The 27000-nt window shown below is 73.1% G+C and carries 29 protein-coding genes; 13 read left to right on the top strand and 16 right to left on the bottom strand.

The features are described 5' to 3' along the window. Nucleotides 1-4: 4 nt before the first annotated feature. From ACR9E9_RS01330 to ACR9E9_RS01285, 10 genes are all read right to left on the bottom strand, one after another. A complete protein-coding gene (locus ACR9E9_RS01330; RefSeq protein ID WP_435200913.1) occupies nucleotides 5-3199 on the bottom strand; it encodes a LysM peptidoglycan-binding domain-containing protein in 3195 nt (1064 codons plus the stop codon). Then, on the bottom strand, nucleotides 3165-3671 hold the full coding sequence (locus ACR9E9_RS01325) for a hypothetical protein (protein ID WP_435200911.1): 507 nt from the start codon (nucleotides 3669-3671) through the stop codon (nucleotides 3165-3167). The genes ACR9E9_RS01330 and ACR9E9_RS01325 overlap by 35 nt, the downstream gene beginning before the upstream one ends. Then, entirely contained in the window at nucleotides 3671-4102 is a 432-nt protein-coding gene (locus tag ACR9E9_RS01320) for a TadE/TadG family type IV pilus assembly protein (protein WP_435200909.1), read from the bottom strand. Before ACR9E9_RS01320 ends, ACR9E9_RS01325 begins: the two co-directional genes overlap by 1 nt. Further along, nucleotides 4096-4560 carry a TadE family protein gene (locus ACR9E9_RS01315; protein WP_435200907.1) on the bottom strand — a complete coding sequence of 155 codons (465 nt, stop codon included), beginning with the start codon at nucleotides 4558-4560 and terminating at the stop codon, nucleotides 4096-4098. Before ACR9E9_RS01315 ends, ACR9E9_RS01320 begins: the two co-directional genes overlap by 7 nt. Before the next feature lie 4 nt (nucleotides 4561-4564). After that, nucleotides 4565-4777, bottom strand: coding sequence for a hypothetical protein (locus ACR9E9_RS01310; protein ID WP_435200905.1), 213 nt, complete (start codon nucleotides 4775-4777; stop codon nucleotides 4565-4567). Nucleotides 4778-4937: 160 nt separating this feature from the next. Beyond that, a complete protein-coding gene (locus ACR9E9_RS01305) occupies nucleotides 4938-5855 on the bottom strand; it encodes a type II secretion system F family protein (protein WP_435200903.1) in 918 nt (305 codons plus the stop codon). Then, nucleotides 5852-6727: a type II secretion system F family protein gene (locus ACR9E9_RS01300; protein WP_435200901.1), complete on the bottom strand. Its 876-nt coding sequence runs from the start codon at nucleotides 6725-6727 to the stop codon at nucleotides 5852-5854. The genes ACR9E9_RS01305 and ACR9E9_RS01300 overlap by 4 nt, the downstream gene beginning before the upstream one ends. Beyond that, entirely contained in the window at nucleotides 6724-8367 is a 1644-nt protein-coding gene (locus ACR9E9_RS01295) for a CpaF family protein (protein ID WP_435200899.1), read from the bottom strand. The genes ACR9E9_RS01300 and ACR9E9_RS01295 overlap by 4 nt, the downstream gene beginning before the upstream one ends. Beyond that, nucleotides 8364-9161: a MinD/ParA family ATP-binding protein gene (locus tag ACR9E9_RS01290; protein WP_435200897.1), complete on the bottom strand. Its 798-nt coding sequence runs from the start codon at nucleotides 9159-9161 to the stop codon at nucleotides 8364-8366. The genes ACR9E9_RS01295 and ACR9E9_RS01290 overlap by 4 nt, the downstream gene beginning before the upstream one ends. Further along, the gene (locus tag ACR9E9_RS01285) at nucleotides 9161-9922 is read right to left on the bottom strand and encodes an SAF domain-containing protein (RefSeq protein WP_435200895.1); all 762 of its coding nucleotides are present in this window, start codon (nucleotides 9920-9922) and stop codon (nucleotides 9161-9163) included. The genes ACR9E9_RS01290 and ACR9E9_RS01285 overlap by 1 nt, the downstream gene beginning before the upstream one ends. A gap of 120 nt (nucleotides 9923-10042) precedes the next feature. Here ACR9E9_RS01285 and ACR9E9_RS01280 point away from each other — a divergent pair, with 120 nt between their 5' ends. The 4 genes from ACR9E9_RS01280 (at nucleotide 10043) to ACR9E9_RS01265 (ending at nucleotide 13491) form a co-directional block, all read left to right on the top strand. Continuing rightward, nucleotides 10043-10537, top strand: coding sequence for a flavodoxin family protein (locus ACR9E9_RS01280; RefSeq protein ID WP_435200893.1), 495 nt, complete (start codon nucleotides 10043-10045; stop codon nucleotides 10535-10537). Between the two features lie 86 nt (nucleotides 10538-10623). Next, complete coding sequence (locus ACR9E9_RS01275) at nucleotides 10624-11385, top strand: hypothetical protein (protein ID WP_435200891.1); 762 nt, start codon at nucleotides 10624-10626, stop codon at nucleotides 11383-11385. After that, complete coding sequence (locus ACR9E9_RS01270; protein ID WP_435200890.1) at nucleotides 11382-13055, top strand: hypothetical protein; 1674 nt, start codon at nucleotides 11382-11384, stop codon at nucleotides 13053-13055. The genes ACR9E9_RS01275 and ACR9E9_RS01270 overlap by 4 nt, the downstream gene beginning before the upstream one ends. A 19-nt stretch (nucleotides 13056-13074) precedes the next feature. Further along, nucleotides 13075-13491, top strand: a complete 417-nt coding sequence (locus ACR9E9_RS01265) for a hypothetical protein (protein WP_435200888.1) — start codon at nucleotides 13075-13077, stop codon at nucleotides 13489-13491. A gap of 90 nt (nucleotides 13492-13581) precedes the next feature. Here ACR9E9_RS01265 and ACR9E9_RS01260 read toward each other — a convergent pair whose 3' ends face one another. From ACR9E9_RS01260 to ACR9E9_RS01250, 3 genes are read right to left on the bottom strand one after another with little or no spacing between them, the layout of a single operon-like run. Continuing rightward, the gene (locus tag ACR9E9_RS01260) at nucleotides 13582-14079 is read right to left on the bottom strand and encodes a hypothetical protein (RefSeq protein ID WP_435200886.1); all 498 of its coding nucleotides are present in this window, start codon (nucleotides 14077-14079) and stop codon (nucleotides 13582-13584) included. Nucleotides 14080-14126: 47 nt separating this feature from the next. After that, on the bottom strand, nucleotides 14127-14888 hold the full coding sequence (locus tag ACR9E9_RS01255) for a hypothetical protein (protein WP_435200884.1): 762 nt from the start codon (nucleotides 14886-14888) through the stop codon (nucleotides 14127-14129). Nucleotides 14889-14903: 15 nt separating this feature from the next. After that, the gene (locus tag ACR9E9_RS01250) at nucleotides 14904-15488 is read right to left on the bottom strand and encodes a DinB family protein (protein WP_435200882.1); all 585 of its coding nucleotides are present in this window, start codon (nucleotides 15486-15488) and stop codon (nucleotides 14904-14906) included. 214 nt (nucleotides 15489-15702) lie between these two features. On the opposite strand from ACR9E9_RS01250, the gene ACR9E9_RS01245 reads away from it, so the two are divergent. The 8 genes from ACR9E9_RS01245 to ACR9E9_RS01210 all read left to right on the top strand — a co-directional run bounded on the left by ACR9E9_RS01245 (nucleotide 15703) and on the right by ACR9E9_RS01210 (nucleotide 20852). Next, nucleotides 15703-16230, top strand: a complete 528-nt coding sequence (locus ACR9E9_RS01245) for a universal stress protein (RefSeq protein WP_435200880.1) — start codon at nucleotides 15703-15705, stop codon at nucleotides 16228-16230. Nucleotides 16231-16271: 41 nt separating this feature from the next. Continuing rightward, complete coding sequence (locus tag ACR9E9_RS01240; RefSeq protein ID WP_435200878.1) at nucleotides 16272-16712, top strand: universal stress protein; 441 nt, start codon at nucleotides 16272-16274, stop codon at nucleotides 16710-16712. 49 nt (nucleotides 16713-16761) lie between these two features. Then, the gene (locus ACR9E9_RS01235; RefSeq protein WP_435200876.1) at nucleotides 16762-17466 is read left to right on the top strand and encodes a DUF1361 domain-containing protein; all 705 of its coding nucleotides are present in this window, start codon (nucleotides 16762-16764) and stop codon (nucleotides 17464-17466) included. Then, a complete protein-coding gene (locus ACR9E9_RS01230; protein ID WP_435200874.1) occupies nucleotides 17463-18668 on the top strand; it encodes an MFS transporter in 1206 nt (401 codons plus the stop codon). The genes ACR9E9_RS01235 and ACR9E9_RS01230 overlap by 4 nt, the downstream gene beginning before the upstream one ends. Further along, the gene (locus ACR9E9_RS01225) at nucleotides 18665-19402 is read left to right on the top strand and encodes a DsbA family oxidoreductase (RefSeq protein ID WP_435200872.1); all 738 of its coding nucleotides are present in this window, start codon (nucleotides 18665-18667) and stop codon (nucleotides 19400-19402) included. Before ACR9E9_RS01230 ends, ACR9E9_RS01225 begins: the two co-directional genes overlap by 4 nt. A 115-nt stretch (nucleotides 19403-19517) precedes the next feature. Beyond that, complete coding sequence (locus ACR9E9_RS01220) at nucleotides 19518-20015, top strand: mycothiol transferase (RefSeq protein ID WP_435200870.1); 498 nt, start codon at nucleotides 19518-19520, stop codon at nucleotides 20013-20015. Beyond that, complete coding sequence (locus ACR9E9_RS01215) at nucleotides 20012-20461, top strand: SRPBCC family protein (protein ID WP_435200868.1); 450 nt, start codon at nucleotides 20012-20014, stop codon at nucleotides 20459-20461. Before ACR9E9_RS01220 ends, ACR9E9_RS01215 begins: the two co-directional genes overlap by 4 nt. Before the next feature lie 28 nt (nucleotides 20462-20489). After that, the gene (locus ACR9E9_RS01210; protein ID WP_435200866.1) at nucleotides 20490-20852 is read left to right on the top strand and encodes a VOC family protein; all 363 of its coding nucleotides are present in this window, start codon (nucleotides 20490-20492) and stop codon (nucleotides 20850-20852) included. Nucleotides 20853-20866: 14 nt separating this feature from the next. Here the strand turns inward: ACR9E9_RS01210 and hrpB are convergent, their stop codons facing one another. Both hrpB and ACR9E9_RS01200 read right to left on the bottom strand, forming a co-directional pair. After that, nucleotides 20867-23377 (bottom strand): ATP-dependent helicase HrpB, encoded by a 2511-nt coding sequence (gene hrpB, locus ACR9E9_RS01205; protein WP_435200864.1) that lies wholly within the window; start codon nucleotides 23375-23377, stop codon nucleotides 20867-20869. A 40-nt stretch (nucleotides 23378-23417) separates the two neighbouring features. Beyond that, on the bottom strand, nucleotides 23418-24731 hold the full coding sequence (locus ACR9E9_RS01200) for a threonine/serine ThrE exporter family protein (RefSeq protein WP_435200862.1): 1314 nt from the start codon (nucleotides 24729-24731) through the stop codon (nucleotides 23418-23420). Nucleotides 24732-24807: 76 nt separating this feature from the next. Here ACR9E9_RS01200 and ACR9E9_RS01195 point away from each other — a divergent pair, with 76 nt between their 5' ends. Then, nucleotides 24808-26136, top strand: a complete 1329-nt coding sequence (locus ACR9E9_RS01195; RefSeq protein ID WP_435200860.1) for an NAD(P)/FAD-dependent oxidoreductase — start codon at nucleotides 24808-24810, stop codon at nucleotides 26134-26136. Between the two features lie 12 nt (nucleotides 26137-26148). Here the strand turns inward: ACR9E9_RS01195 and ACR9E9_RS01190 are convergent, their stop codons facing one another. Next, entirely contained in the window at nucleotides 26149-26937 is a 789-nt protein-coding gene (locus ACR9E9_RS01190; RefSeq protein WP_435200858.1) for an SDR family NAD(P)-dependent oxidoreductase, read from the bottom strand. Nucleotides 26938-27000: the final 63 nt, after the last annotated feature.

The following is a 27000-nucleotide window of genomic DNA, read 5'->3' as shown; positions in this document are numbered from 1 at the left end:
CCCCTCAGACCACGTGGTGGGATCGGGTGGGCGCCTCGGCGGCGTCCAGCTCGGGCAGGGTGTCGAGCAGATCGCGGGAGGCGGGCTCGAGGGGCTCCTCGCGCAGGCGTCCGCAGTCGCCGAGACCGGCCACGGCCGTGGCACGGGCTTCGGCGTCGCCGAGCTCGTGCGCGGCGAGCACCTGCATCCGCCACAGGGCCTCGACGCCGGGCTCGACCGTGAGACCGACGACGCTCGCGTCGAGGGCGGAGGTCCAGCGCCCCTCCATGAGGCGCCGGCGGGCCAGCTCGGTGGCGGCGGTGGTGATCGCGTAGATCATCGCGGCCTTGAGCTCGCTCGCCCAGATGTAGTGGCGGGGATGGACCCCGGCGAGGGGGCGACCCCGGACGAGGCCGAGAGCCTGCTCCAGGTGCTCCGTCCCGGCGGCGGTGGGATCGGCGGGCACGAGGCGCGTCCACAGTCCCCAGTCACTGGTCAGCCCGGCGGCCGCGGACCACCCGGCATCGCTGCCCGCGTCGGCATCGCCGGTGAGCCAGACGCCGAGGGCGCTCAGCGAATGGTTGCGCACGAGCGAATGGTCCTGCTGGGCGCGGTTGGGCCACAAGGCATCGTCGATCCCGGCGCCGTCGGCGTCGGGGTGACTGCTGATGTACGCGGCCAGCTCGGTCAGACGCATCCGGTGGGCGGCCGCCACGTCGCCGACGTTGTCGACGTCGACCGGTCCGAGGAGGCGCAGCACCGGCTCGTCGGTCGGTGCGGCGAGCTCGCGGACGCGCTCGGGGAAGGCGATGACCGGCGGCAGCGGGGTGCCGGGTGTGGGTGTGATCTGGTTCGACAGCCACCCGGGGGTGGTGGTCGGGGCGGTGGTCGCGACGCCTGCGGACCGCCGCACGGTGGGCACGTCCTCCCCGGGCAGGGACTCGGGGTGCCGGGCGGGCGTGGCGACCGGGGTGTTCCACCGCGCAGGGGTGGCGGTCCCGTCGGTGAGGTCGTCCCGCCGCACGGTCGGGTGGTCGTCGGTCGGCAGGTCGTCCTCGGGGTCGACGACGATGCCGGGTGCGCCCATGGCCGCGGCGGCGGCGCCGACCTGCGCGAGGGTGGGCTCGCCCTGCGGCGGCGCCCACGCGCGCGTGGACGGAGCCGCCAGCGCGAAGAGCTCACCGAGGAGGGTGGCGTCGTCGGCGCTCAGGTGCTGGGGGGCCAGCTGGAGGTAGGCCGGGGCGAGCACGGCCGTGCTCGGGTCGGTGATCGTCAGCGACTCGCCACCGTCGGGGACGTCGGTGGCCGCGTGCGCGAGCGAGACCCGCGGCGAGGAGGCCACGGCCTTGTCGAGGCGACGCCGGTCCGTGGCGTCGAGGTCACCGCTGACGATGAGGACCTCGCGGGCGCTCGGGTCGATCTGGACCTGTACCGACAGGGAGTAGGCGGCCATGTCGGGCACGAAGCGCACCCGGGGGGAGTCGATGATGTCGGCCAGCTCCGGGTGCCCACCGACGACGGTGACCGTCGTCGCGCAGCTCCACGGCGCGGTCGCCAGCGAGAGCGCCATCGCCGCGAGGGTGTCGCGGGTGTGGACGCTGGGCCCGACGACGGCAAAGGTCCGGGAGTGGGCGAGGTTGATCAGGAGGTGGGCGTCCTCCTCGTCCTGCCCGATGCTCACGAGCGAGGGGAAGGGGGCGGCCTCCTCCTCGAGGCCGCGGCCGTGGAGCGCCGCGGCACGCTCGGCGGAGAGGGTCCACAGGCGCGGGTCGGCGGTCGAGGTCCACGGGGCCGGCAGGCGCATGGGGTCCGCGAGCTGGACGTCGATCTGGTGACGGGCCATCCGCACCGACCGGAGGCCGGGCAGCGCGCGACCCGCCTCGCGGGCCGCGATGGCGATGTGTCGCAGGGCCAGGTCGATCGTCGAGGCGGTGTGCTCGTCGGCAGCCAGTCGCAGGTCGCGCTCGAGCGCACCGGCGCCGGGGGATCCGGGCCGACCCAGGTGGCCGGCGCGGCGCCGTCGGGCCAGCTCGAGGAGACCGACGAGGCCCGCTGCGGTGATGCCGCCCAGGCCGAGGACGACCGGGCCCCAGCTGCCGGCCGGGTCGCCGAGCGTGACCGGGTCGCTCGCTGCCTGGTCGCGCTCGGCCGAGTCGGCGTCGGAGGTGACGTCGCCCCCACCACCGGTGTCGGCGGACGGTGTCGGTGGTGCGGGCGTTGCCCTGCCGGCGCTCGGCGAGGAGGTCGTCGGCTGCGGGTCGGCCGCGGGCTCGGAGGTGGTGGCCCCGGCGTCGGGCACCTGGAGCTCCCAGCCGGGCCGGATGAGGTCGGGATCGGTGAGCCGACTGCCGTCGGACTGCTGCTGGGACCCGGTGGCGTCGACGATCTCGGGGTAGCGATCTCCGGCGCCGAGCTCGTCCTCGGCGATCTCCCACAGGGTGTCGCCCCGCTCGACGGTATGGGTGGTCGTGCTGCTGTCGGCGCGGGACCCGGCACCGGTCGAGCTGCCCTCGTCGGGGAGCTGGAGGAGCTGGCCGGGGCTGATCCAGTGGGACGAGGGGATGGTGCCCTGGTTGAGGTCGACGATCTCGGTGTAGCGCGCACCGTCACCGAGGTACTGCTCGGCGATCGACCACAGGGTCTCCCCCCGGGCCACCTCGTGCTCCACGGTGGGCGAGGACGGAGCCTGCTTCGTGCTCTCGGCCCCCCTGGTCGCGGAGGTGTCGGACGCGGTGGCGGTGAGGGTGACTCCGCCGGTGAGCGTGCTGGAGGCGGACGTCGGGGCGCCGGTGTCGGTGACGGGCGCTGCGCTCGCGCTGCCGGCCCACGCCCCCATCGACGGGGCGCTGACGAAGAGGAGGATGACCGCTCCGACGAAGTAGCGTGCGAGACCCTGCGGCAGGGCGAACCCGGGGATCTGCGGTACGTCCGTGCCGAGGACGCGGGCGACGACCTCGAGGAGGACCGAGACGGCGATGAAGAGCCAGGCGATCCACGCGGCGTAGCGGAAGAGCACGAGCAGGACGGCACCGTCGTCCGGCGTGGTGAGCCCCGACCAGATCTCGCCGGGGGTGGCCCACTGGTCCGGGACGGGGCCGGCGCCGATGGACAGCAGGAGCCACGGCACCCCGACCAGGAGGCCGAGGAGCCCGACCAGGGCGATGAGCCCCGTGAGTCGGGTGCCGTTACCAGGCCTTGCAGCGTCCCCATTCACCGACATCCGGGTCGTACTCCTCTCCCTGTGAATCCGTGCGGTACTGGTAGGCCGTACCCTCGCCGGTGATCTGCTTGGAGTCGACTCCGAAGAGGCCGAGGAAGACCGGCTCGTAGGTCACCCTCGTCCGCACGACGACGGTGTGCTCGCCCTCGATGGTGACGCTGCTCAGCTCCACGTCCGCAGGGTTGTGCTCGATGAAGCGCTGGGCGGCCAGCTTGGCCTGTGGCGGTGAGACGCCCACCTCGGCGCCGAGGGTGGCGCACCCGATGTCGATCGACTGCCCGGCGTAGCGGGCCGTCTCGGCGGAGATGTCGTTGGCCTGCTGCATGGCCCGGATCTGTCCGCTGCCGTCGACGACGAGGCCGGTGAGCAGGATGACGGTGGGCACGGCGCTGACGAAGTAGGTGGTCAGCGAGCCGCGGTCATCGGCGAGGCGGTGGGCCGCCGCCGCCAGGACACCGGGGAGCGGGACCATCAGCGCTCCCGGAAGGTGTCGATGGGGCTGGAGGCGGTGGCCGAGACCGAGCGTGAGCCGCCGATCCCCGGCAGGGCCAGATCGGCGAGCGGCACGTCGCAGGCCACCGTGGCGTCGACGAACTGGTCCGGGACGCCGGGCTCGCTCGCCTTGCCGGCCGTGTCGACGGTGACGTCGACGGCCGAGCACTCCAGCCCCTCGTCGGAGAGGAAGGTCTTCGCGGCCGCGAGGCCCCGGTCCTCGGAGTCCGCGCCGCGCTCCAGGGAGGCGGCCCGGGCAGCCTCGCTCGCGGCGGACTGGACCGACTGGTGGGCCAGGGCCAGTCGACCGCCCATCACGAGCATCATGAGCAGCAGCATGAAGGCCGGGACCAGCAGGACCATCTCGATGGTCGCCGAGCCGCGGTCATCGCGAAGGGCGGGAGTCACCATGAGGGGGGCACCGTGTTGTCGGAGGTGGAGGCGTGCCCCTCCTCCGGAGGGGTGAACTCCTCGATCGAGCGACTGGCGGACTGGGTGACCTCGGGATCCCACCCCGGGACGAAGGACTTGGTCCTCCCGGTCACCGCGACGGTCACCGTCCCGGCCTGCGCATCACGCTCGATGGCCACGTGCGGAGTCATCAGGGACTCCCCGGTCCGGTCGGTGAACGTCAGTGCGGCCGCGCGACCATCCCCTTCGCTGGCCTCGTAGGCAGCGGCGCCCCGGGCGCCCTCCTGGGCCGCGGACAGGGCGACGGTGCGGCCCTGGTAGTACATGGCGCCCTGGAGAGCGAGGAAGAGCATCGAGAAGGCCAGGGGGAGCAACAGCACCATCTCGATGGAGATGACACCACGATCGGAGCGGACCCGCGCGGATCCGCTCCTGGTCGTCTTCGCCCCCTGCGTCACCGGATCACTTGATCTCGTTGGCCTTGCCCTTGACGTAGGTGGTGACGATGCCGATGATCCCGGTGGCGAGCACGATGATCGCCCCGGCCCACAGGACCTGCTCGATGGTGATCGATCCGCGGTCCTGCCGGGCGCGGCGCAGGACGTCGGCCTGGTCGTCGAGATGGCTCATGGCCTGCGCGCCGAGGACCTGCAGCGTCACGTAGAACTGGATCATTGGATCTGCTCCCGATGGAAGTACGGTGCCCGGTCCGGGGATCACGCCGTCCCCCCCGGGATCGTGGCTAGGGTAGCGGACCCCATGGACCGAACCCAAGGGTTGAGGCCCCACACGGCATCGTGAGTGCACCTCGTGGGTGCCGGCTCCGCACGCGCGATCACGCCTGGATGACGCCCAGGAGTGACGGAGCGACGAGGATCGCCATGAAGATCAGGCCGAGCGCCGACATCGGGATCGACATCCGCTCGCCCGTGGCATTCGCCTCGGTCAGCGCGGCATTGAGCTCCGCCGTGCGCATGCTCTGCGAGCGGGACCGCAGCGTCTGGTACACCTGCGCCCCCTCCTCGCCGGACAGCCGCATGATGTCGGCGAGGTCGGCGAGCTCCGGGAGGCCGAGCTCGTCGGAGAGCCGGCGCAGTGCGTCCCACGGTGGCAGGCCCGACCACCGGGACCGGGAGAGCTCCTCCGCGAGGCGGCGGAAGACCCAGGAGTCGCCGATGTTCGCTGCGATCTCCATGGCCTGTCGAGGGCCGGAGCCGCTGTTGCGCTCCAGTGCGACGAGATCGATGTAGGACGCGAGGGCGCGGCCGAACTCCTTCCGGGAGGCCTTGGCATCGTCGCTGATGTTGTAGTCGGGGAGGAAGAACATCAACCCGCCACCGACGACGGCGCCGATGAGGCCGTAGAACCAGGGCACGCCGAATCCGACGAACCGGGCGACGAGGAGCAGGACGAAGGGCAGGAAGGCCCCGAGGAGGGCGAAGAGGGCCTTCTCGCCGTAGAAGCGGTGCACCGGAACCCGCATCAGGGCGAGCTCACGGTAGGGCGGGGCCCCGAGGGAGTCGAGGGGCAGGACGCGCATGGCCCACCGACCGAGTCGGTCCCGGGTGTCCGGCTCGGCGCCGCCCTCACCCGGACCCTCGGTGGGCGCCCGCCCCAGGGAGCGGTCGGGGGAGAGCCGGTCGAGGGCCGTGGCCAGGTCGACCTGCGCCGGTCGGAGCCGCCACGCGAGGAGGGAGAGGCCCAGACCGATGAGCCCTCCGGCCAGGAGGGCGATCTGCAGTGAGGTCGTCATCGGCGAGCATCCTCCGCGACCTCGACGCCGATGAATCGGGGCAGCTTCTTCCCCTTCGCCATGGACTTCATCCACACGAGGGTGGCGACATAGGCGGCGAGCAGCAGCGTGAGGATGACCTGTCCGATCCCGGTGCGGTAGGCGTCGAACATCCCGGAGAAGAAGAACATGATGACCAACGCCCCGAGGGTGATGATCGTGACCACCCTGGCCGTGGACCGCGGCTTCTCCCGGTCGGCCTCGATCATCCGCCGGGCGCGGACGTCCTCGCCGACGGCGATGGCGACCGACTCGAGGACGCTGGCGAGACCGGCACCGCGGCGCTGCGCCCCGAGCAGGAGGTTGGCCGCGAGCAGGTCGCCCGTGGAGTCGTCGAGGTCGTCGGCGAAGGACCGCAGGGCGTCCTCGGTGGGCCAGCGGGCTCGCAGACGTGCCGCGAGCAGGTTGACCTCCGGCTGGATCTCCTTCGGTGCGGAGCGAAGGGTGGCGACGATCGCCTGCTCGAGACCGACACCGACGGTGAGCACGCCTGCGAGGGAGCGCGTCCACTCCTCCATCGCCTCGAGCCGCTCGATGCGGGCCGTGGCGTCGCCGGCGCTGAGCAGCCACGGCAGGCCGATGATCGCGGCCGGGATGAGGAGGATCGCGATGACCCACCCGGTGAGCAGGGCGATGACCACGCCGGCGCTGACGCCGGCGATGATCAGCTGTTGCCGCCGGCGGGGCAGGCGGTCCCACCACGTGTCCCGCTCGACCGACGCGAGCTTGACGCGCTTCTGCCGCGGCGGGACCTTGCGCATCCCCTCGAAGAAGGTGATGCCGCCGAGCACGAGCAGGGCCCCGACGAGGGCCCCCGTCACCCAGGGGCTCATCGCCCGGCCTTGGCGAAGTAGCCATCGAGGTCGAAGCCCCACCGGGCGAGACTGCGGTACTCGTCCGGCAGGATGCCGGGGACCGGGGGGCCGCCGTGCGGGCTCGGCGCGAAGACGTGCGTCGTCGCCGGCCCGTCCTCCCCGGGTTGGATGGCGATGATCTCGCTGACGTAGCGATCGCGGCGGGCCACGCCGTCGTCGCTGGGTGCGGTGTCGAGCTGGACCTGCACGATGATGTCGATGTGCTCCGCGACGGCCCGCTCCGCATAGGCCTCGGTGACGTGCGAGCCGGCCTCCATGGCGCAGGTGACGAGCTTGCGGATCGCCCCGACGGCGTGGGCCGAGTGCGTCGTGCTGATCGAACCCGACCCGGACTGCATCGCCTTGATCATGGCGAGCACCTCACGGCCGCGGACCTCGCCCACGATCTGTCGGGAGAGGTTGAAGCGGAAGGAGTCGTAGAGCAGGTCATCGAGCGGGATCTCACCGGCCTGACGGCCGTCGGAGCCGACCTCGCCCGAGCCCGGCCGGGACTCCCACGCGACGATCCGACGGTGCTTCTCCGGCAGCTCGTGCAGGTGCAGCTCGTACTCGGTCTCGAAGGTGCCGATCCGCTCCCACGGGTCGAGCTCGGCGCACAGGGCGCGGACCATGGTCGTCTTGCCGGCGCCCTGGGCGCCGGCGACGACGATGCTCTTCTTCGCCTTGACCGCCGCGCGGAGGAAGGAGACCGCGACGGCGTCCATCATCCCGCGCCCGGAGAGCTCCTCGAGGGTGATCTCGCGCAGGCGGTGGCGCCGGATGACCAGGGACGGGCGGGGCGTGACCCACGCGGTGGCGGCGAGTCGCGCGCCCCCGTCGAGACGCATGTGCAGACGGGGCTGTGCCTCCGAGAAGGGGCGCGCATTCACCTCGGAGCGACTCGCGAGGAAGACGAGGAAGTCGATGAGCTCCTGGTCGTTCTCCGCGACGGGCGGGCCCTGGCGCAGGCTGCCGTCGGTGTACTCGAGGAGGACCTGGTCGCAACCGGTGATCTCGATGTTCTCCACGTGCTCGTCATCGACGAGCGGCTGGAGTCGACCCAGGCCGAAGAGGGCATTGAAGACGGCCTGCCCGATGCGGTCCTGCTCGTCCATCGACCATGCGCGGCGGCCGGCCGCAAGGTTGTTGGAGGCGGTCGTCTGCAGCAGCTCGACGATGATCGAGCGGCCGAGCTCGCGCTGGGCCTCCGACTCGAGGTGACCGCGGTCCTGCAACGCCCCCGTGAGCATCTCGGAGGCCTGCGTCCTCAGGTCGGCGACCTGGGCCCAGTCCATCCCCGTGTCGTGGGCGACGTCGTGGCCGAGGCGCTGGGCGGGGACCGTCGCGTACCCGGACGGCGAAGGGGGTGGCCCGCCCGTGGGAGCCGGTGGCCGGCCCGCGGCCGGTGTGGGTCGCTCCCGGGGCAGACCCCAGGTCGGTGGCGGTGGGGTCTGCTCGGGCGCCGCGTGCCGGTCGTAGGGGGAGACGGACCCGGCCCCGGCCGCGAGCCGCTGGGAGACCGCCTCGTCCTCCCGGACGCTCGCGTCGGGGGTGCTGGGGGTGGCGAAGAGGGGCAGGGACGTGGGGTCCGAGGCCCGGCCGCCGTGCTCGTCGCTCACGGGTGCGTCCCCTCCTTCGTGCGCTGGGTGCCCAATCGCTCGCGGTTGGTGGAGATCAGGCCCTGTGCGGAGCTGACCGCGGTGCGCAGGCTGCGGTTCAGCGGGCCCGAGGCGAAGTTCTTCTTCGGAGTCGCGCCGGCGTAGTAGACGTGGGCCGCCTGCGGATCCCACGGGATCTCGGCGACGACGGGCAGACCCAGCACCGACCGGATCTCGCGGCTCGAGTACGGACGGCCGGGGCCGACGAGGAGGACCCCGAGCTGGTGCGCGGAGCCGACTGCCGTGAGCTGCTCGTGCAGGCTGTGCGCCCAGGCGCGGGCGCCGGCCACGGCAGGCAGGTCGCTGCGGACCACGAGGAGGGAGAGGTCGGCGGAGCGGACGATCGGCAGCGCGGCGTTCTCCAGCCCGATCCGTCCGGCGTCGACGACGACGTCGACGCCGCGCTGCTCCATGCCGCGCAGCACCCCGGACAGGGGCTCCCACAGCGGGGCGACGGAGGCCGCCTGCTGGAAGGAACGGATCCCCGGGACGAACTGGACCGATGACCCGGGCAGGGGCATCGAGACGGTGGCGATGGCGGAGCCGAGGTTGCCGACGCGGTTGGCGACGGCCAGGTCGAGCAGCCCCCGGTCGTGGACGGTCTGCCCCTGGAGGTACCCGGCGAGCACGGAGGAGGAGCCGGAGGCGTCGGCGTCGACGAGCATGACGTGCCGCTGCCAGGCCAGGGCCAGGCCGAGGGAGGTCACCGTGACCCCGGGGGCCCCCGAGGCGGAGAAGAGCGAGACGACCGCCATCAGTTGTCCGCGCTGCTCGACGACGAGCCGCTCGGGCTGTTCGAGGGCTCGGCCAGCCCGTCCTCGTCCGCGCTGGCCTCCTCGTCCTCGGTGGAGCGCAGGACCACCGAGACCTCCTGGCGGGCGCCGGCCGCGGCGACGGCCGGTGCGTCCTTCTCCTTGACCATGACGTCCACGAGCTTGGTCGTGCCGTCCGAGGACATGCTCTCTCGGGCGACCGAACCCGCCTTCTTCTCCGGCTCGGTGCCGACGTCGGTGTTGGACGGGACCATGACGACCCAGACGGGGGAGCCGGTCGGCAGGTCGCCGGAGACCGTCTGGCCCGGCACGAGGGAGAGGCCGACGGCGGTGTAGCCGGCCTTGGGCGCGTTCTCGGCCTTGACCGAGTCCCGTGTCACGAGCGAGCCGGCGGCCATGTCGACCGCGGCATACTGTCCGACGGCGATCCGCTGCTCCTCCCACCGCAGGGGAGCGATGGCGTTGTCCGCGCGCAGCTGGGTGCGCACGAGGTCGGACTCGGTGATCTTGTCGCCCCGTTGGATGTCCTCGCCCACTGCGATGTACGACTGCGTCCCCGAGAGTCCGGTGAGCAGCCAGGCGCCGAGGAGGGCGCCGACGGCGGTGAGCAGCACGGAGGCCGCGATGAGCATCGGGCGGCGGCGCAGCTTGGGCGGCTCGGGTGCCGCGCCCTCGTCGACCGCGTCGGCCCGTGAGCGTCGCGAGGTCTTCTCGGGCGGCTGCTCCGCGGTGCCTGCGGTCATGTGGTGAGTGCTCCCTCTGCCTCGTGCGCCGGGGCGCGCGGTGCTCGCGGAGACCCCTGAATGTCCGGGGTCAGCCTAGGGCACCTGACGGGGGCGTGCGGGGCAAGGCACGATGGGCTCATGGCACGTCTTCTGGTCGTCCACCACAGCCCGACCCGGTCCACGCGGGCCCTGCTCGAAGCAGCGCTCGAGGGGGCTCGGCACCCCGACATCGAGGGCGTGGAGGTGCAGGTCGTCCCGGCGCTCGAGGCCACGGCCGATGACGTCCTCGCCGCCGACGGCTACCTCCTGGGCACCCCGGCGAACTTCGGCTACATGTCGGGGGCGCTCAAGCACTTCTTCGACTCGACCTTCCTGCACATCGGCGGCGCCCTCGACGACTCCGGCGGGGCGGGCGAGGGACCCGCCGCCGGCCCGACGGCCAAGCGGCCCTTCGGACTCTGGGTGCACGGGCGCTACGACGTCACCGGCGCGGTGCGGGCGGTGACCTCGATCGTCCAGGCCCTGGACTGGAAGCAGTCCGCGGACGTGCTCGAGGTCGTCGGGGACGTCGACGACGACGCCACGGACCGGGCCACGGAGCTCGGGGGCACCCTGGCGGCGCTGCTCAGCTGAGCCCGAGGGGAGCGCTCCCCATTCCCCGATCGCCTCCGCGGCCCTAGGTTCGCTCCCCAGCAGGGCCGGACGACACAGGAGACGTGATGGCTGGGGACCACACCCGATTCCGGGCGCGCACGATCCGGGCGAGCACGCTCGAGGTGCTCACGAGCGCCGTGCGGGGGGCGCCACCCGCAGGCCGCGCGGCCGAGTGGGACGAGCTCGTCGACGCGGGGATCGCCTCTGACGCGGGGGAGCTACGGCCCCGCTGGCGGGACCTGCTCGCCGAGGCCGCGAGCGCGCCCATCGCCTTCCGGGTCCACTCGCGCACGGGGCGGGCCGGGATGCACAGCGCCATCTCGCTCAGTCCCCGGGTCGGCCTGAGCATCACCGAGCGGCGTCGGCTCACGGTGACCGACGCCGAGGTCGTCGTCGACGCCGTCGAGGACGCCGTCGAGATCGCCCTCTTCGAGCCGAAGGCCATCTGGCCGGCCGTGCAGCGGGTCCTGCCCCCCAGCCGGCTGACCCGCGCCGAAGGGGGTGCCAACCCCCGCGAGGAACGCACCATCGGGATCCTGCGCGACGTCCCCGAGCGCTCAGCGCTCCCCGACGGGGTCCTCGCCGACCTCGCCGGAGCCGACGTCGAGGTCAATCTCGCCCTCCAGGTCGACAACGGGACGCCGACCCCCTTCGTCACGGCCCGGCACTGGCTGGAGGGTGCTGACGACCGGCTGCTCGAGGTGCGACTCGAGGGCGACGCGCTCACGGTGGTCCGGGTGCCGGCCGGCAGCATCGCGGACGAGGTCGTGTGGCTGGGCGTCGGTGCCCTCGACCTGCGCTCCCGCACGCAGCCGACGGCGTCATGAGCGTCAGCGAGGGGATGGACGTCGAGCGAGTGCGCTCCATCGCCGGTCAGCTGGGCGCGTCGGGCGAGCGCCTGCGCACCGTCCGCGGCGAGGGATCCGCGAGCATGGCGATCCTCGACAGCGCCTGGGCCGGAGCCGACCGGGGCGGATTCAGCAACGGCTGGACGAGCAGCGCGGGCTCCCTCGAGGCGGCGGCGGCTGCCCTGCAGCACCTGCAGCGGGAGCTCCTGCGGCAGGCGGAGGAGCAGGACACGGCCTCCGGAGGTGCTGGGGACGGCGGGCGCGGTGAGCGCCTGGACCACGGGGAGGTCGTCGACGACCTCTTCGACGACCTCTTCGGTGGAGGAGGCGACGGTGGGGGAGGCGACGGCTGGCGACCGCCGACTCCGATCGACGGTCTCGGGGACGCGTGGGACCGGGGGACCGACGCGCTCGAGGACACGTGGGACTGGGGTGTCGACCGGGGCCGCGACCTCGTCGAGTGGGGCCGTGACGGCCTCGACTGGGTCGGTGACCGTGGTGCGCAGCTCGCCGGGGTCACCCGTGACTTCTGGGACGACGAGGTCCTCGCCCGCTGGGATGCCGGCGCGCAGGCACTGGCGCGGCTGGGGCCCTCCACCAGCGCCCTCGGCGAGCAGCTCACCCAGATCGTCACGGACGGCCGGTGGCCCCGCTTCCACGAGGTCGCTGCGAGCGCCCTCCTCCTGGGCGGGCGCACCGTCGGTGTCGCGGCCAATGTCCTCACCGGTGAGGACCAGCGGCTCCTCCACAGCGGCGAGGGCGTGGTCACCTCCCGCAGCACCCTCCCCGCGGACCCCGAGCTCGAGGGCCGCATCCCGAGCGACCTCAACGCCGTGATGGAGATCCAGAACGACACCTACGACACCACCGACGGCCGCGAGAGCGAGCGCCGGCACGTGCGGGTGACCGAGGTGGCGCAGCCGGATGGCTCGTCCGCGCACATCGTCACCGTCCCGGGGACCAACGGACTGACGCAGTTCCCCGGCTCGATCACCGGTGGTGACGAGGCCTTCGACAACACCTCGAACCTCGAGCTCCAGGCCGGTGAGCGCAGCGCCTCGATGGAGGCGGTGATGGCGGCCATGCAGGAGGCGGGCATCGAGCCGGGCGAACCGGTGATGCTCCAGGGACACAGCCAGGGCGGGATGGTCGTCGCCGAGCTGACCCAGGACCCGGAGTTCATGGATCGCTACACCGTCACCCACATGATCACCGAGGGCTCACCCAACGACAGCCGGTCGATCCCCGACGGGGTGCAGACCCTCGCTCTCGAGCACACGAACGACCCGGTACCCATGGTGGATCTCGGGGATGCCTACGCCGGGCCGCCCGTGCCCATCCCGATGCCCGGACCACTGCCGCCGGTGATCCTGCCGATGACGCCGATCCCCCACGTCGACCCGGCGCTCGCGGGCTCGGGGGCCCACGTCACTCAGGTGCGCCTCGACCCCGAGCCGGGAGTGACCCTGACCGGCGGCGACCTCGACAGTGCGCACCACTACCGCAACTACTCGGAGTCGGTCGCGCGGGAGATCGCGGCGGGTCACCACGACCTCGTCGCCTATGCGCTCAGCCCCGGGATCGACGTCTTCCTCACCGACGACCCGAGCGCGGTGCACATCACGGAGTACGGGACCGGCCGCGAGTGAGATGCGGTTGACTGGGGCCATGCGAGCAGCGATGAGCGTGAGCGTGGCCCTCCTCCTCGCCGGCGTCCTCACGGGGTGCGGCATCTTCGGTGGTGGCCGCCCCAAGGTGCCGGAGGGGGAGTCGTGGCGCGACGAGGTCGTCGCCGCCCTCGAAGGCACCCCTGGCGTGACCTCGGTGGACGTCACCGTCAACGACGTCGACGACGGTGGCGGGGGCAAGGGTCCGGTGGTCTACGGCAAGTTCACCGTCACCGGGGACGCGCAGGCCGTGGTCGACGACGCGATGCGTCGGATGAGTGATGTCCTCGGCCCGGACTCCAACGGGGTGGGGCTCAACCTCTCCATCACCTCGCCCGAGGGCACCGGACAGAACCCGCGTGAGTTCGGTTACGGCAGCGCCCGCCACGGCCGGGCACTGTGGGAGGCCACGCACTGAGGCGCCAGTGCCCTCGGGACGCACGAAGGGGGGATCCCGCCCGTGGCGGGATTCCCCCTTCGCCCTGCCGGGGACCGGGTGCGTCGTCGATCAGGCGTGACGCGGGGCGTAGTGACTGTGGCGCGGCGCGTAGCCGGCGTTGGTCCGGTGCACCATGACGGAGGCGCCGATGACGAGGAGCGCGTAGGCGACGAGGCCGATCCAGCCGGCGAGCCACGCCACGCCCGCGCCGAGGAGGACGACCGAGAGGACGACGCAGGCGACCGCGACGAGGTTGCGGCGGATCGCGGCGACGGACTCGGGGCTCGCGTGGCGGCGACGCAGGCTGTGCCCGAGCGGGGGAGCGACGTGGTCGGAGGTCGCGGTGCCGTGCGGGGCCTCGTTGATCACCGGCGACGCGGTCATCGAGGCGGCGCCGGGGGCAGCCGACTCCTCGACGGCGTCGCGGTAGGCCAGGCGCGGGATGGCGGCCGTGTCGACGGTGTCGTCATCGGTCGCGAGCATCGCCTCGAGGTCCTCGACCGGGATCGCCCACTCGGGCAGGTCGGTCGGGGACGTGTGGGTGGACGTCGTGCGCGCCGTGCTCATGCACGCCATGGTCCCGCGTCACCGTGGCGATCGGATGCAGGTCCCGCTCACCGGCGTGTCTCGAGGTCGGTGACGCGCCGGGCGGCCCGGGTGACCTGGTCGTCGAGCCGCTCGACCGCTGCGGTTGCGTGCTCGAGGGTCGCCCGCGCCTGCGAGAGGGTGAGGCGGGCCGCGCTGAGGTCGCGCTCGCTCCCGCGCAGGGCGTCGCGGGCCTCGGCCAACGCCCGGTCGTGGGCGAGGGTCTGCGTCTCGGGGTCCTCTCCCGCACCCTCGCCCTCCTCGCTGTCGGCCATCGGGGGGACGAGTCGCAGCACCGCCACCGCGTCATCGAGCTCGACCTCGCCGAAGCCCGCGTAGGCGAGGGGGCGCAGCAGCCGGCCCGAGGCGAGGGCCCGACCGCTCGCGGGGTCGGCGAGGGCCGCGACCGCCGTGGCGGACACCCCGTCCGCCGCGGCAGGGCCGAAACGGGACCCGGTGGTCCCGGCGCAGCGACGAGCAGCGTCGACGAGGGCCTCGATGGCCGCGTGGCGCTCGGGTCTCGCCGCGGCCAGGGCGGCGCCGTCCCCCTTCGCCTGGGCGGTGCGCATCCGCTCGCCGAGGTCGAGCAGGTCGGCGATGACACCCGGCTCGTCGCGGGCGACCCGGTTGAGCAGCCAGGCGACGAGGGTCGGTTTGCGCAGGGTCGCCAGCTCTGCGGCCAGGTCAGGCTCGTCGGCGGACCTCGCCGCGCCGACGAGCCGGCCGCGGACCGCGACGAAGTCCGCCGGGTCGGCGCCGTAGAGCTCGTCCACTGCTGCGCTCAGGTCCATGGGGCCGATCCTGCCTCAGGCGCGGTCGTCCGCGATCCGCGTCAGCCGCTCTCCGTACTCGGACCAGCGCCGCTCGTCCCACTCGGGCAGGTTGTGGCCCTCGGACCGCAGGCCGGTGCTGCCGTCGAACTGCTCGCGCAGGATGTCGGCGTGACCGGCGTGCCGGGCCTCGTCGAGCGCCATGTGCACGATGATCTGCCCGAGGCTCACCTCGCGCCGGTCCTGCGGCCACCAGGGCACCGAGCCGGTGGCCTCCAGGGGGAGTGCCTCGATGGTCGCGTCGGCATGGGCGAAACAGGCCTGGGTCCACTCGAGGACCTGGGTCATCGTCTCGGTCTCGGTGGCGAACATGTCGCAGTTGTCCTCCTCCGTCACCCCCTCGGCGTCCCACGGCAGCCGGAGGCTGCTCGGTCGACCGAAGGTCTCGCCGAAGTACCCCAGCTCGCAGGCCCCGGCGTGCTTGTACAGGCCCAGGAGGTTGGTGCCGGTCGGGGTGCGCGGCAGGCGGGCCTCCCGCTCGGTGAGGCCGTCGAACTTCATCCGCAGCGCCGTGCGCTGGAGTCCGAGGTAGTGGTGCAGATGCGTCTTGAGGTCGCTCATCGGCTCTCCTGGATCGGGGTCCCCACCCTCCCACCGAGGCCCGACAGCGGCCCGGTGCTGTCTCGCGGTGGTGAGGTCCGCACCCGCGGTGGCCGTGAGGAGGCCACCGCTTAGCAGCCACCTGGTGCGGTGGACTGGGCTACGGTGACAGTGCGCCGCCACGGCGCGCAGTTCTTCGTGGATGAGAAACCGTCAGAGGAATGGGTGCACGCACATGGACGTCAAGCCAGTCATCGTCGGAGTCGACGGGTCCCCGGACTCCGTCCGGGCGCTGCAGTGGGCCGCCGAGCACGCCCGCCTCATCGAGGCGCCCCTTCACGGCGTGATCAGCTGGGAGGTCGCGACCATCTACGGCGACACCTTCTTCGGCAAGCAGGACTTCACCGCGGTGGAGGAGAAGAACCGCGAGGTGCTGGAGGGGGCCGTGCGCAAGGCGCTGGGCGAGGGCGCTCAGGTCGAGGCGCGCATCGAGCGGGGCAATGCCTCGGAGGTGCTCGTGCGGGCGTCCAGGGACGCGCAGCTCGTGGTCGTGGGCAGTCGCGGCCACGGTGGGTTCACCGGCATGCTGCTCGGGTCGGTGAGCCAGCACCTCGTCACCCACGCGCGGTGCCCCGTCCTCGTCATGCCGCACGGGCGGCCCTCGAAGGCATCGAAGCCCGCCAAGTCGAGCAAGACGACCAAGACCGCGACGGCCAAGACGGCCAAGACCGCGAAGACCGCCAGGGCCGCCAAGAAGAAGTGACCAGGCGGAGCACGGACCACACGAGAGATGGGTGCAGGGGTATGGACGTCAAGCCGGTCGTCGTCGGAGTCGACGGGTCCCCGGACTCCGTGCGGGCGCTGCAGTGGGGATCCCAGTACGCCCGAGCGGTCGAGGCGCCGCTGCACGCCCTGATCGGATGGCACTCGGCGCCCGTCTACGGGTACACCGCGATGGTCAGCTGGGACGACTCCGACCGCCTCAAGGAGGAGGCCGCCCAGGTCCTGACCCACACCGTGCGCGAGGCACTGGGAGACGAGGGGCAGGTCACCGAGCGGGTCGAGCAGGGCCACCCCTCGGAGGCACTGGTGAAGGCGTCCGAGGAGGCGCAGCTCGTCGTCGTCGGCAGCCGCGGCCACGGTGGGGTCGCCGGGATGCTCCTGGGGTCGGTGAGTCAGCACTGCGTCACCCACGCGCGCTGCCCCGTCACCGTCATGTCGCACGATGCGGCGCGGGAGCGGTAGTCGGGGTCATCCTCAGCGGGCTCCCAGAGGGCCCTCCTATCGTCACGGTATGTCCGAGACCTTCTGGCCCGTCCTGCGACTGACCGGGCTCACCGCCCTGCTCGTCGGGGGCTCGCTGGTGGCCGCCGGGCTGCATGCGATCCGCGTGGACCGGGTGGGCGAGCCCGCCTTCGCCTTCCTCTTCTGGAATCTCTTCCTCGCCTGGGTCCCCTACGTGATCGCGGTGGTCATGACCGCGCTGGACCGGGCGCGCGCCCCCGGGTGGGTGCTGGGCGCCCTCGGCGTCGCATGGTTGCTCTTCCTGCCGAATGCGCCGTACATCCTCACCGACTTCATCCACGTCGGGGCGATCCCCGGCGCTCCGCGCTGGTTCGACGCGGCGCTCATCGGTGCCTTCGCGGGGACGGGCCTGCTCCTCGGGCTCGCCTCGTTGCTGCTCGTGCACCACATGGTCGCCCGTCGGGCGGGGCCCCTCGCCGGATGGGCCCTGGCGGTCGGGTCGCTCGCCCTGTCCTCGCTCGGGATCTATCTCGGCCGGTTCCCGCGCTTCAACTCCTGGGACGTCGTGACCAACCCCGACGGGCTCGTGCGGATCATCCTCATGCGCTTGGCCGACCCCTGGGGCAATCCCTTCCTGCTGGCCTTCGCCGTGACGATGACCCTCGGGCTCGTCGGGTCCTACCTGGTCACGTGGTTCCTCGGGCAGATGCTCGTGCGGCGCTCGGTCGGGCGGGTGGCACAGTACGGAGGGTGAGTACCCCGGCCGTGACCCCGCAGACGCGGCCCGGGATCCCGACCGAGATCCGGGTCCTCGTCGCCGCGGCCTTCGTCATCGCGATCGGCTTCGGCCTGATCTCACCCGTCCTGCCGCAGTTCGCCCGCAGCTTCGACGTCTCGGTCGCCGCAGCGTCGGTCATCGTCTCGGCCTTCGCCTTCTTCCGGCTGCTCTTCGCCCCCGCGGGTGGTTCGCTCGTCACGCGACTCGGTGAACGGCCGGTCTATCTCACCGGTCTGGTCATCGTCGCGCTCTCGACGGGCGCCTCCGCCTTCGCGCAGAACTACTGGCAGCTGCTGATCTTCCGCTCCCTCGGCGGGATCGGCTCGACGATGTTCACCGTCTCGGCCATGGCGCTGCTCGTCCGGCTGGCCCCACCGAGCCTGCGTGGGCGGGTCTCCTCGATGTACGGCAGCGCCTTCCTCATCGGAGGTGTGATCGGCCCGGTCGTCGGAGGCGCGCTCGGCGAGTTCGGCATGCGGGTCCCCTTCGTCGTCTACGGGGTCGCCCTGCTCATCGCGGCCGGCTTCGTCGGGCTGATGCTGCGCGGGACCCCCCTTCGGGCCGACCCGACGCAGGAGACGCTGCCGCCGATGACCGTCGGCGAGGCCGTGCGGGACAGTGCCTACCGCTCGGCCATGGTCTCGGCCTTCGCCAACGGATGGACGAACTTCGGCGTCCGGGTGGCGATCCTGCCGCTCTTCGCCGTGGCGGTGGTCGGTGAGACCTGGGCGGCGGGCGTCGCGCTCGCCGTCGGCGCCGCGGTCACGGCGCTGACCCTGCAGTACTCCGGGCGGGTGGCCGACACCATCGGCCGTCGGCGCCCGATCATCGTGGGGCTGGTGCTGAGTGCGGTGTCGATGGGGACCATGGGGCTGGCCGGTGGCCTGGTCATGATCCTCGTGCTGACCGCGGTCCTCGGCGTGGGCTCGGGCCTGCTCAACCCGGCGCAGCAGGCGACCGTCGCCGATGTCGTGGGCAACGGGCGCTCCGGCGGCAAGGTGCTCGCCACCTTCCAGATGTGCCAGGACGCGGGAGGGATCGGCGGCCCGGTCCTCGTCGGCGTCGTGGCCGACACCGCCGGCTTCGAGTGGGCCTTCGCGCTGAGCGGCCTGATCTCGGCGCTCGCGATCATCCCGTGGCTGCGGGCCCGCGAGACCCTGGCGGTCCACGCGGGATGACCTGGGCGCCTGCCGGTGTTGCCACCGGCATGCAGATCGACATCTGGTCCGACATCGCCTGCCCGTGGTGCTACATCGGCAAGCGCCGCCTCGAGAGCGCACTCGCCGATCACCCCCGCCGGGACGAGGTGGAGGTGACGTGGCACAGCTACCAGCTCGACCCCGGGCTGCCCGATCACTACGAGGGCAGCAGGGTCGAGTACCTCGCCGCCCGCAAGGGGATGTCCGAGGAGCAGGTGCGCCAGATGTTCGATCACCTGCGCGAGCAGGCGGCCGGCGAGGGGCTGACCTACGACTTCGACCGGCTCGTCGTCGCCAACTCCGCCCGGGCCCACGAGCTGCTCCACCTCGCCAAGGAGCGGGGGGTCGGCGATGCCGTCAAGGAGGCGCTGCTGTCCGCGCACTTCGAGCACGGGGCCGACATCGGCGACGTCGACACCCTGGTGCGGCTGGGCGTCGCCTCCGGGCTGGACGAAGGGGAGGTCCGCGCCGCCCTCGAGGACGGCCGGTACCGCGCTGCGGTGGCCTCCGACATCGACATGGGCCGCCAGATCGGGGTGACGGGCGTCCCCTTCGTCGTCGTGGACATGAAGTACGCCGTCTCCGGGGCCCAGCCGCCCGAGGTCTTCCGCGAGGTCATCGACACGGCGTGGTCCGAGCGTGTCCCCGCGATCCAGGTCGTCGATGCCGGCACCGACGCCGACGCCTGCGGTCCCGAGGGCTGCGCCACCTGACCCGCGCCACGAACTACTGCAGGCAGCCCTTCGTATCGCCAGCCGCAGCTCGAGCTGCTGCGGACGATACGAAGGGCTGCTGACGTCGCCCGGGCGCAGGGCGTAGCGTCGGAGCATGACTCCCGCAGAGCTGCTCACCGACTCCTTCGAGCGGATCCGGGCGGGGGCGCTCGCCGCCATCGACGGACTGAGCCAGGAGCAGCTGGCGCACCGGATCACGACGGAGGCCAACCCGATCGGGTGGCTCGTGTGGCACGCCTACCGCGTCCAGGACGACCACCTCGCCGACGCCGCGGGGCTCCAGCAGGTCTGGGCCGCGCGCGGGTTCATCGAGTTCTTCGATCTCGACCTCGACGAGGACGACATCGGCTTCGGCCACACCGCCGCCCAGGTGGCGAAGGTCCGTGCGTCGGCGGACCTGCTCGCGCGCTACGTCGAGGCCACCCACGCGCAGACGCTCGCCTGGGTCGGTGGGCTGACGGAGGACCACCTCGACCGGGTCGTCGACACCTCCTGGGACCCGCCGGTGACGCTCGGCGTGCGGCTGGTCAGCGTCATCGACGACGACACCCAGCACATCGGCCAGGCCGCGTACCTGAGGGGACTGCTGTGAGCCGGGCCTGCTTCCGCATCGACCTCGAGGTGACGGTGGCGCCCGAGGTCGCCTGGGTGCGGCTGTGGGATCTGCGGCGCCATTCCGAGGTCATCCCGCTGACGCGGGTCACGGCTGACCCTCCCGCCCGCGTCCTCGCCCAGGCCGTCGAGTTCCGTGGCCGCACGGGCGTGGGGCCGCTGGGTTTCGACGACACGATGCGCGTGGACCAGTGGCGCCCGCCCGTCGACGACGAAGGGGGCCACGCCGTCGTGGGCAAGACGGGCCGCGTGCTGGGCGGGCGGATCGTCGTGGACGTCGACCCCGTCGTCACGGGCTCCAGGGTCAGCTGGCGCCAGAGCGTGCACCTGCCGTGGCTCCCGACCCGGCTGCAGTGGCTGGAGCCCCTCGCCGCCCGGGCAGCCGCGCCCGGGTACCGGAGGGTGCTCCGACGCCTGCTGGCCTGACCGCGGGCCCGGTGGGAGCATCGTCGGCATGGGTGCCACGTTGCGTATTGAGATCTTCCCCTGCGACATCGACCGGGCAGTGGCCTTCTACGCAGCCCTGGGCTTCGAGCTGGTCGGCCGCAAGGAGGGGCCGCCGCGGTATGCCTCCGTCCGCAGGGACGAGGTGCGGATCGGCATGGTGCAGTCACCCCGTCATCCGTCGGAGCAGCGGGCCGTGCCGATCGGGACCGAGATCGTCATCGCGGTCGACGACGTGCGCGCCGAGCGTGACCGTGTCGTGGCCGCCGGCGTCGAGCTGGCCGAGGACCTGCGGGATCGGGAGTGGGGCCTGACCGACTTCCGGGTGCACGACCCCGACGGGTACTACCTGAGGGTCACCGATCGACGCTGACGGTGGTGGGTGGGTCACGTCCGTCGGGTGGTCCGTGCCGTGGCCGGTGCGGTCCAGGGATCCTCGGGCCACGGATGCCTCGGATAGCGCCCGCGCATCTCCGCCCGCACCTGCGTGTACGGACCGGACCAGAAGGAGGCGAGGTCGTCGGTCACCGCGAGTGGTCGGCCGGCGGGGGAGAGCAGGTGGAAGAGCACCGGTACCCGACCACCGACGAGCCGGGGCGTGGTGGCGAGACCAAAGCACTCCTGCAGCTTGACGGCGAGCACAGGTGCGGCGCGGGGCTCGTCGTGCGGTGGCCAGGTGATCGTGATCCGCGAGCCGCTGGGGACGGCGAGGCGTGGTGGCGCGAGCTCGTCGAGTCGCGTCGCCGCCGGCCACGGCAGCAGCCGGCGAAGGGGCTCGGTCAGGTCGATCCGAGCCACCGGCGTCCCCGTGGCGATCCGCTGCAGCTCCGGGCCGAGCCACTCCTCGACCCGGGCAGCGAGGGCGGTGTCGGAGACATCCGGCCACGGGTCGCCGAGGTGGTGGTGGAGCACGGCGAGCCGGCGCCGTAGACCGTCCGCCGCCGGCGACCAGGACAGGACATCCAGCCCGCGGTCGGTCAGGGCACGTGCGATGACCCCGGCTCCGGTCGCGGCGTCGACGCGGACGGGCGTCGAGCTGAGCTCGATGGCGCCGATCGCGTCCACCTCACGGGCGGTGACCCTCCCTTCGCCCAGGTCCGCGCGGACGTCGTGCGTGCGCAGGCCGGCGCCGGCCGTCTCGGCCTCGCTGCGGGTGAGCGCAGCGGCCAGGCGGATCACCGCGCCGGTGCCCGCGGCGACCCGGCCCTCAGCCCGGGCGACATCGGCGACGACGATCCACTCGTGGTGGCGAAGGGGGCCGCCGGGCGGCAGCGCGGCCCGGGTCCCGGAGGCGAGGAGGTAGGTCGTGCCGTCCCCGACGCGGCGTGCGATGCGGCCCGGGTGGGCGAGTGCGGCGACGAGACCGGCTGCGCCGGAGGGGTGGTGGGTGGCGTCGGAGGGGGCGAGTCGGGCCAGACGCTCGACCTCACGCCGCCACCGGCCGGCCTCACGCCCGCGTCCGGATCGCAGGCCGGTGAGGAGCCGGTCGAGGTCGCCGTCGTCGCTGCGCAGGTCATCGCCGAGGGCGGCGACGACCTCGGCTGCGGCGGTGGTCCCGACGAGCCGTGCCCCCTCGAGCAGGGCGCGGGCCAGCCGTGGGTCGGCCGGGACACGGGCCGCGGCCAGCCCGTCGTCGGTGATCCGCCCGTCGGCGTCGATGAGGCCCAGGCCGCGCAGCCCGTCCTCGGCCGTGGCGATCGCGACCGTCGGCGCCGGCGTGAGGAGGGGCATGCCCCGTCCACCCGGCGAGCCCCATGCCGCGAGCGTCAGCGCGGTCCCGGTGAGATCTGCGGTCGTGATCTGCGGGGTGACGTGCTCGGGGGCGCGGGACCACGCGGACTCCTCGATCAGCCGCACGGCCGTGCCCGGACCGAGTCGTGCGGCGCGACCGGCCCGCTGCGTCATCGACGCCCGGGAGGCCTGCACGGTCACGAGCCCGGACATGTCGCGGGCGGCATCGCGTCGCGGCTCGCGGGAGAGGCCGGCGTCGATGACGAGCCGGACCCCGGGGACGGTCAGCGAGGACTCGGCGAGGTCGGTGGAGACGATCACCCGCGACGCGTCGCCGCTGCCCACCCCGGTCGCCCGGTCCTGCTCGCGCGGGCCGAGGCGGCCGTGCAGCGGCAGCACGTCGTGACCGGTGAGGAGGCCACGCAGCGTGTCGGCGACCCGGTCGACCTCACGGGCGCCGGGCACGAAGACCAGGGTGTCGCCCCCTTCGCCATGGTGCCGGGCCGTGATCGAGGCGACGTGCCGGAGGAAGTCCTGGGTGACGCCCCGGGCATCGGTCCGGGGGAAGGGGGCGGGTGCCCACCGGATGTCGAGCGGGTACAGCGCGCCCGGGCTGTCCACGAGGGGGGCAGGGCCGGCGGCATCGGCGAGGACGTCGGCGACCGCAGGTGCGTCGAGCGTCGCCGACATCGCGACGAGGGGCAGGTCGCGCAGCTGGCGGACCTCGGCGAGCATCCCGAGGAGGAGGTCGGTCTCGAGCGCCCGCTCGTGGATCTCGTCGAGGACGACCGCGGCCGTGCCGTCGAGCTCCGGATCGGCGAGGAGGCGCCGCAGGAGGACACCGGGGGTGACGAACTCGACCCGGGTACCGGCGCGGACGTGCCGCTCACCGCGGACGGTGTAGCCGACGAGGTCGCCGACCGCGGTGCCCGTGAGGTGGGCCAGACGGTGGGCGGCGGAGCGGACGCTCACCCGTCGTGGGCCGGTGACGACCACCCGGCCGGGAGCCTCGCTCGCCACGAGCGGTGGGGCCAGGGTGGTCTTGCCGGAGCCGGGAGGGGCCTGCACGACGGCGACGCCACGCTCGCCGAGCGCGGCACGCAGGTCCGGCAGCGCGTCGGCGAAGGGGAGGCCCTTGCCGATCGCCGTCAGGTCGAAGGGTGACACCCGCCCAGTGTCCCAGCGCCGGCGCGTGTCGGACTGCAGTTCACTCGGTGGGCGGTCGAGGGGCCCCGGATTTCCGGGGGTCGTCCGTGCGCTGTCCGCCGAACTGCCGTACGACACGCCGGTGGGTGGAGCCGAGTCGCCGGGCGACGTCACGCAGGGGGTGGGCGAGACCGGCCCCGACGAGCACGCCGAGGGCGATCGAGGTGACGATGACGAGGACCTCGGCGACGGCGATGACCCCGGCCGCGGGTGAGGACTCGATCTGGGCGACGGAGACGAGCCCGAGCGAGCCGGGGACGAGCAGCCAGAAGCTCGGGAGGAAGGCGACGACGCGCGGCACCTGGGGCCGCACGAACTCCACGAGCGTCGCGACGAGACTCGCGGCACCGGCCCCGAGGAAGGCTCCCACCCACGGTCCCTCGCCCGTCGCGTGCCCGAGCGACTGCGCGACGAAGGTCGCGAGGATCGTCACGAGCAGGGCGGGGACGAGGGACGGAGGCACGGACTCGAGCAGGGAGATCCCCACGGTGATGAGCAGCAGGCCGAGCAGGGGGGCCCACCACCCGAGCTCGTCCGGACGGTCGGCGTTGATCCGCGACAGGGGCAGCCCGAGCACGGCGACGGCCGCGCCCACCCCGAGGGTGAAGAGCAGCAGCTGGGCCACGCCGTACGCCAGACGGGACGTGCCGGCCACCATCGCCCCCGCGGACAGCTCGGTCAGGCCGGTGACGATGAGGGCCCCCGGCAGCAGCGCCGCGATCGGCGGGACGAGCGTCCACAGGGGCGCCTCGACGAGTCCGTGGTCGGCGGCGGCGAAGGCGATGATCGCCGTGGCGAAGGCCGCGAGGAAGGGCAGCAGGGTGCCGACGAGGAGGTTGCGCCCGCTGAGCATCATCAGGCCGGCGACGACCTGGCTGAGTGCGGCCGCGAAGATCACCGACGGCCACGCGGGCGCGAGCACCAGGGCGATCCCGGTACCGACGAGGAAGAGGCCCAGGGGCAGGCCGTAGGCGGGATAGCGGTGGGGGTGCTGTCGCAGCACCGCCAGCCGGCCCAGCGCGTCGCTCGGCGCGAGGGCGCCGGCGACGATGGCCGCGTGCACGGCGCTCACCTCGGCGAGCTGGTCGAGACGCACGCCGCCGTCGACGCCCTCGAAGGTCGCCGGGTCCCCGCTGGTCAGGGCGACCCACAGGCCGGTGGGGGAGGCGGCGACCTCCGCACCCTCGTGACCCAGGGCGGCTGCGGCCTCGTGGACGTCCTCCTCGACCTCGTGCACCGGCATGCCCCCGGCGAGCAGGCCGGCCCCGAGCCAGGCGAGCAGCTTGCGGGCCGTGTGCAGGTCGGGTGGGGTCACTGCGCCATTGTGGGGGATTGACGGGAGCAGGAGTGGGTACGGCTCCACCGAGCCATCCATGACGAAGGGAGACCCCGTGTCCGTACCGAGTGCCCACCATCGTCAGCGTGTGGTCGTCGTCGGGAGCGGGTTCGCCGGGTTCGAGACGGCCCGCGGCGTGTCCCGGCGGCTACGACGCGCCGAGCACCCCGCCGAGGTGGTGCTCGTCTCGCCGAACGACTACATGCTCTACACCCCGCTGCTGCCCGATGTCGCCGGAGGCCTCATCGACCCGCGCTACGTGGCGGTGCCGCTGGCCAACGAGCTGCCCGATGTGTCGTTGCGGCCGGGTTGTGTCGACCGCGTCGACCTGGCCACCCGCACGCTGCACGTCAGCGACTGCGCCCCGGGCGACCGGGAGATGTCCTGGGACCGCCTCGTCCTCACGCCCGGGTCGGTGACCAAGCTCATGGGCGTGCCCGGGGTCGCCGAGCACGCCCGCGGTCTGAAGACGGTCGCCGAGGCCCTGTACCTGCGTGAGCACTTCCTCCACCAGCTCCAGCTGGCCGAGTACGAGGCGGACCCGAGGGACCGACGCGCCCGCCGCACGGTCGTCGTGGTGGGAGCCTCCTACGCGGGGACCGAGCTCATCGCCCAGCTGCACGCGCTGGCCGAGGACCACGCCCGGCAGCGGGGCCAGGGGCCGGCCCAGGCGCGCTTCGTGCTGCTCGACCTCGCCGACCGGGTCATGCCGGAGGTGGGCGAGAAGCTGAGCGACCTGGCACTGGAGTCCCTGCGCGAGCGGGGGATCGAGGTGCGCCTGGGTACCAGCCTCGAGGAGCTCTCGGCGCAGGAGGCGACGCTGACCGACGGTGACGTCATCGGCACGAGGACCGTCGCCTGGGTCACCGGCGTGACGGGTGCCCCGATGCTCGAGACTCTCGGTCTGCCCCTGGAGAACGGGCGCCTCGTCGTCGACTCCCACCTCGCCGTCCCCGGCCACCCCGACGTCTTCGCCGCGGGTGATGCCGCCGCCGTGCCCGATCTGGCGAGCACGCACACGCAGCAGATCACGCCCCCGACGGCCCAGCACGCCGTGCGTCAGGGCAAGGCCGCGGCCCGCAACGTCGCCGCGAGCCTCGGCGTCGGCAGCCGCAGGCGCTACAAGCACCACGATCTCGGGCTCGTCGTCGACCTCGGCCCGGGATATGCCGTCGCGAACCCGCTCGGCCTCAAGCTCTCGGGCTGGCCGGCCAAGGTCGCCGCCCGTGGCTACCACCTCGGGGCGCTGCCGCGTGCCGCGAACCGCTGGTCGATCGCGCTCGCGTGGGCCGCGGAGGCGACGAGTGACCGTCCGCTCTCGCGGCTGGGGCTCGTCAGCGCCCAGGAGTCGGACTTCCGCGCCAGTGAGGGGATCGGCGACTGACCGCCGACCGGGTCAGGGACGCAGGTGCGAGGCGCCGTTGAGGTCGAGGGTGGCCCCCGAGGCCCACTGCGCCAAGGGGGAGGCCAGCCAGAGCACCGCGTCGGCGACCTCCTCGGGGCGTCCGACCCGGCCGAAGGGGGAGTCCCCCCGGATCGCCTCGCCGGCCTCGGAGCCGAGGCGCTCGGCGACCCGCTCGGTCTCGATGAACCCGGGCGCGACGGTCGCGAGGGCGATGTCGTAGGGCGCGAGCGCCGTTGCGAGAGAGGCGCTCATGGAGTGGAGCGCGGCCTTCGATGCCGCGTATGCCGGGAAGTCGGGCTCGCCGCGGTGCACGCCGCGGGTGCCGATGGTGACGACCCGCCCCGGGAGCCCGAGGTCGACCAGGCGTGAGGTCATCGCCTGCGTGAGCAGGGCCGTGCCGAGGGTGTTGATCCGCAGGTACTCCTCCCAGCTGCGCCGCCACTGCTCGGGGTCGGTCGTCGCGGGCGGGTGGCGCAGGGAGGGCGTGGTCGCGATGCCGGCGTTGTTCACGAGCACGGTCACCGGCCCTCCGAGGGCCTCCTCGGCCCTCGCCGCCAGTCCACCGGCCTGTGCCACGTCACCCAGGTCAGCGGTGACGAGGGCGTGTCCGTCCCCACGAAGGGAGACGAGCGTCGCCTCCCCTTCGTCCACCGCGGAGCGGACGTGGACGGCGACCCGGTCACCCTGCTGCGCGAAGGCGCGCGCCACCGCGCGCCCGATGCCGCGCGAGGCGCCGGTGACGAGGACGTGACGGGGCCCGGGGGAGGGATGAGCAGTCATGGGCACAGTCTGCTCCGAGTCCGTGGCCGGGCAGCGCAGGTGCCCGAGCGGGGCCGGCCTCCC

Source organism: Janibacter sp. GS2 (assembly GCF_051200835.1).
Lineage (GTDB): Bacteria > Actinomycetota > Actinomycetes > Actinomycetales > Dermatophilaceae > Janibacter.
Note: the sequence above shows the minus strand (reverse complement) of the source record. Positions and strands in the feature narration are given on the sequence as shown.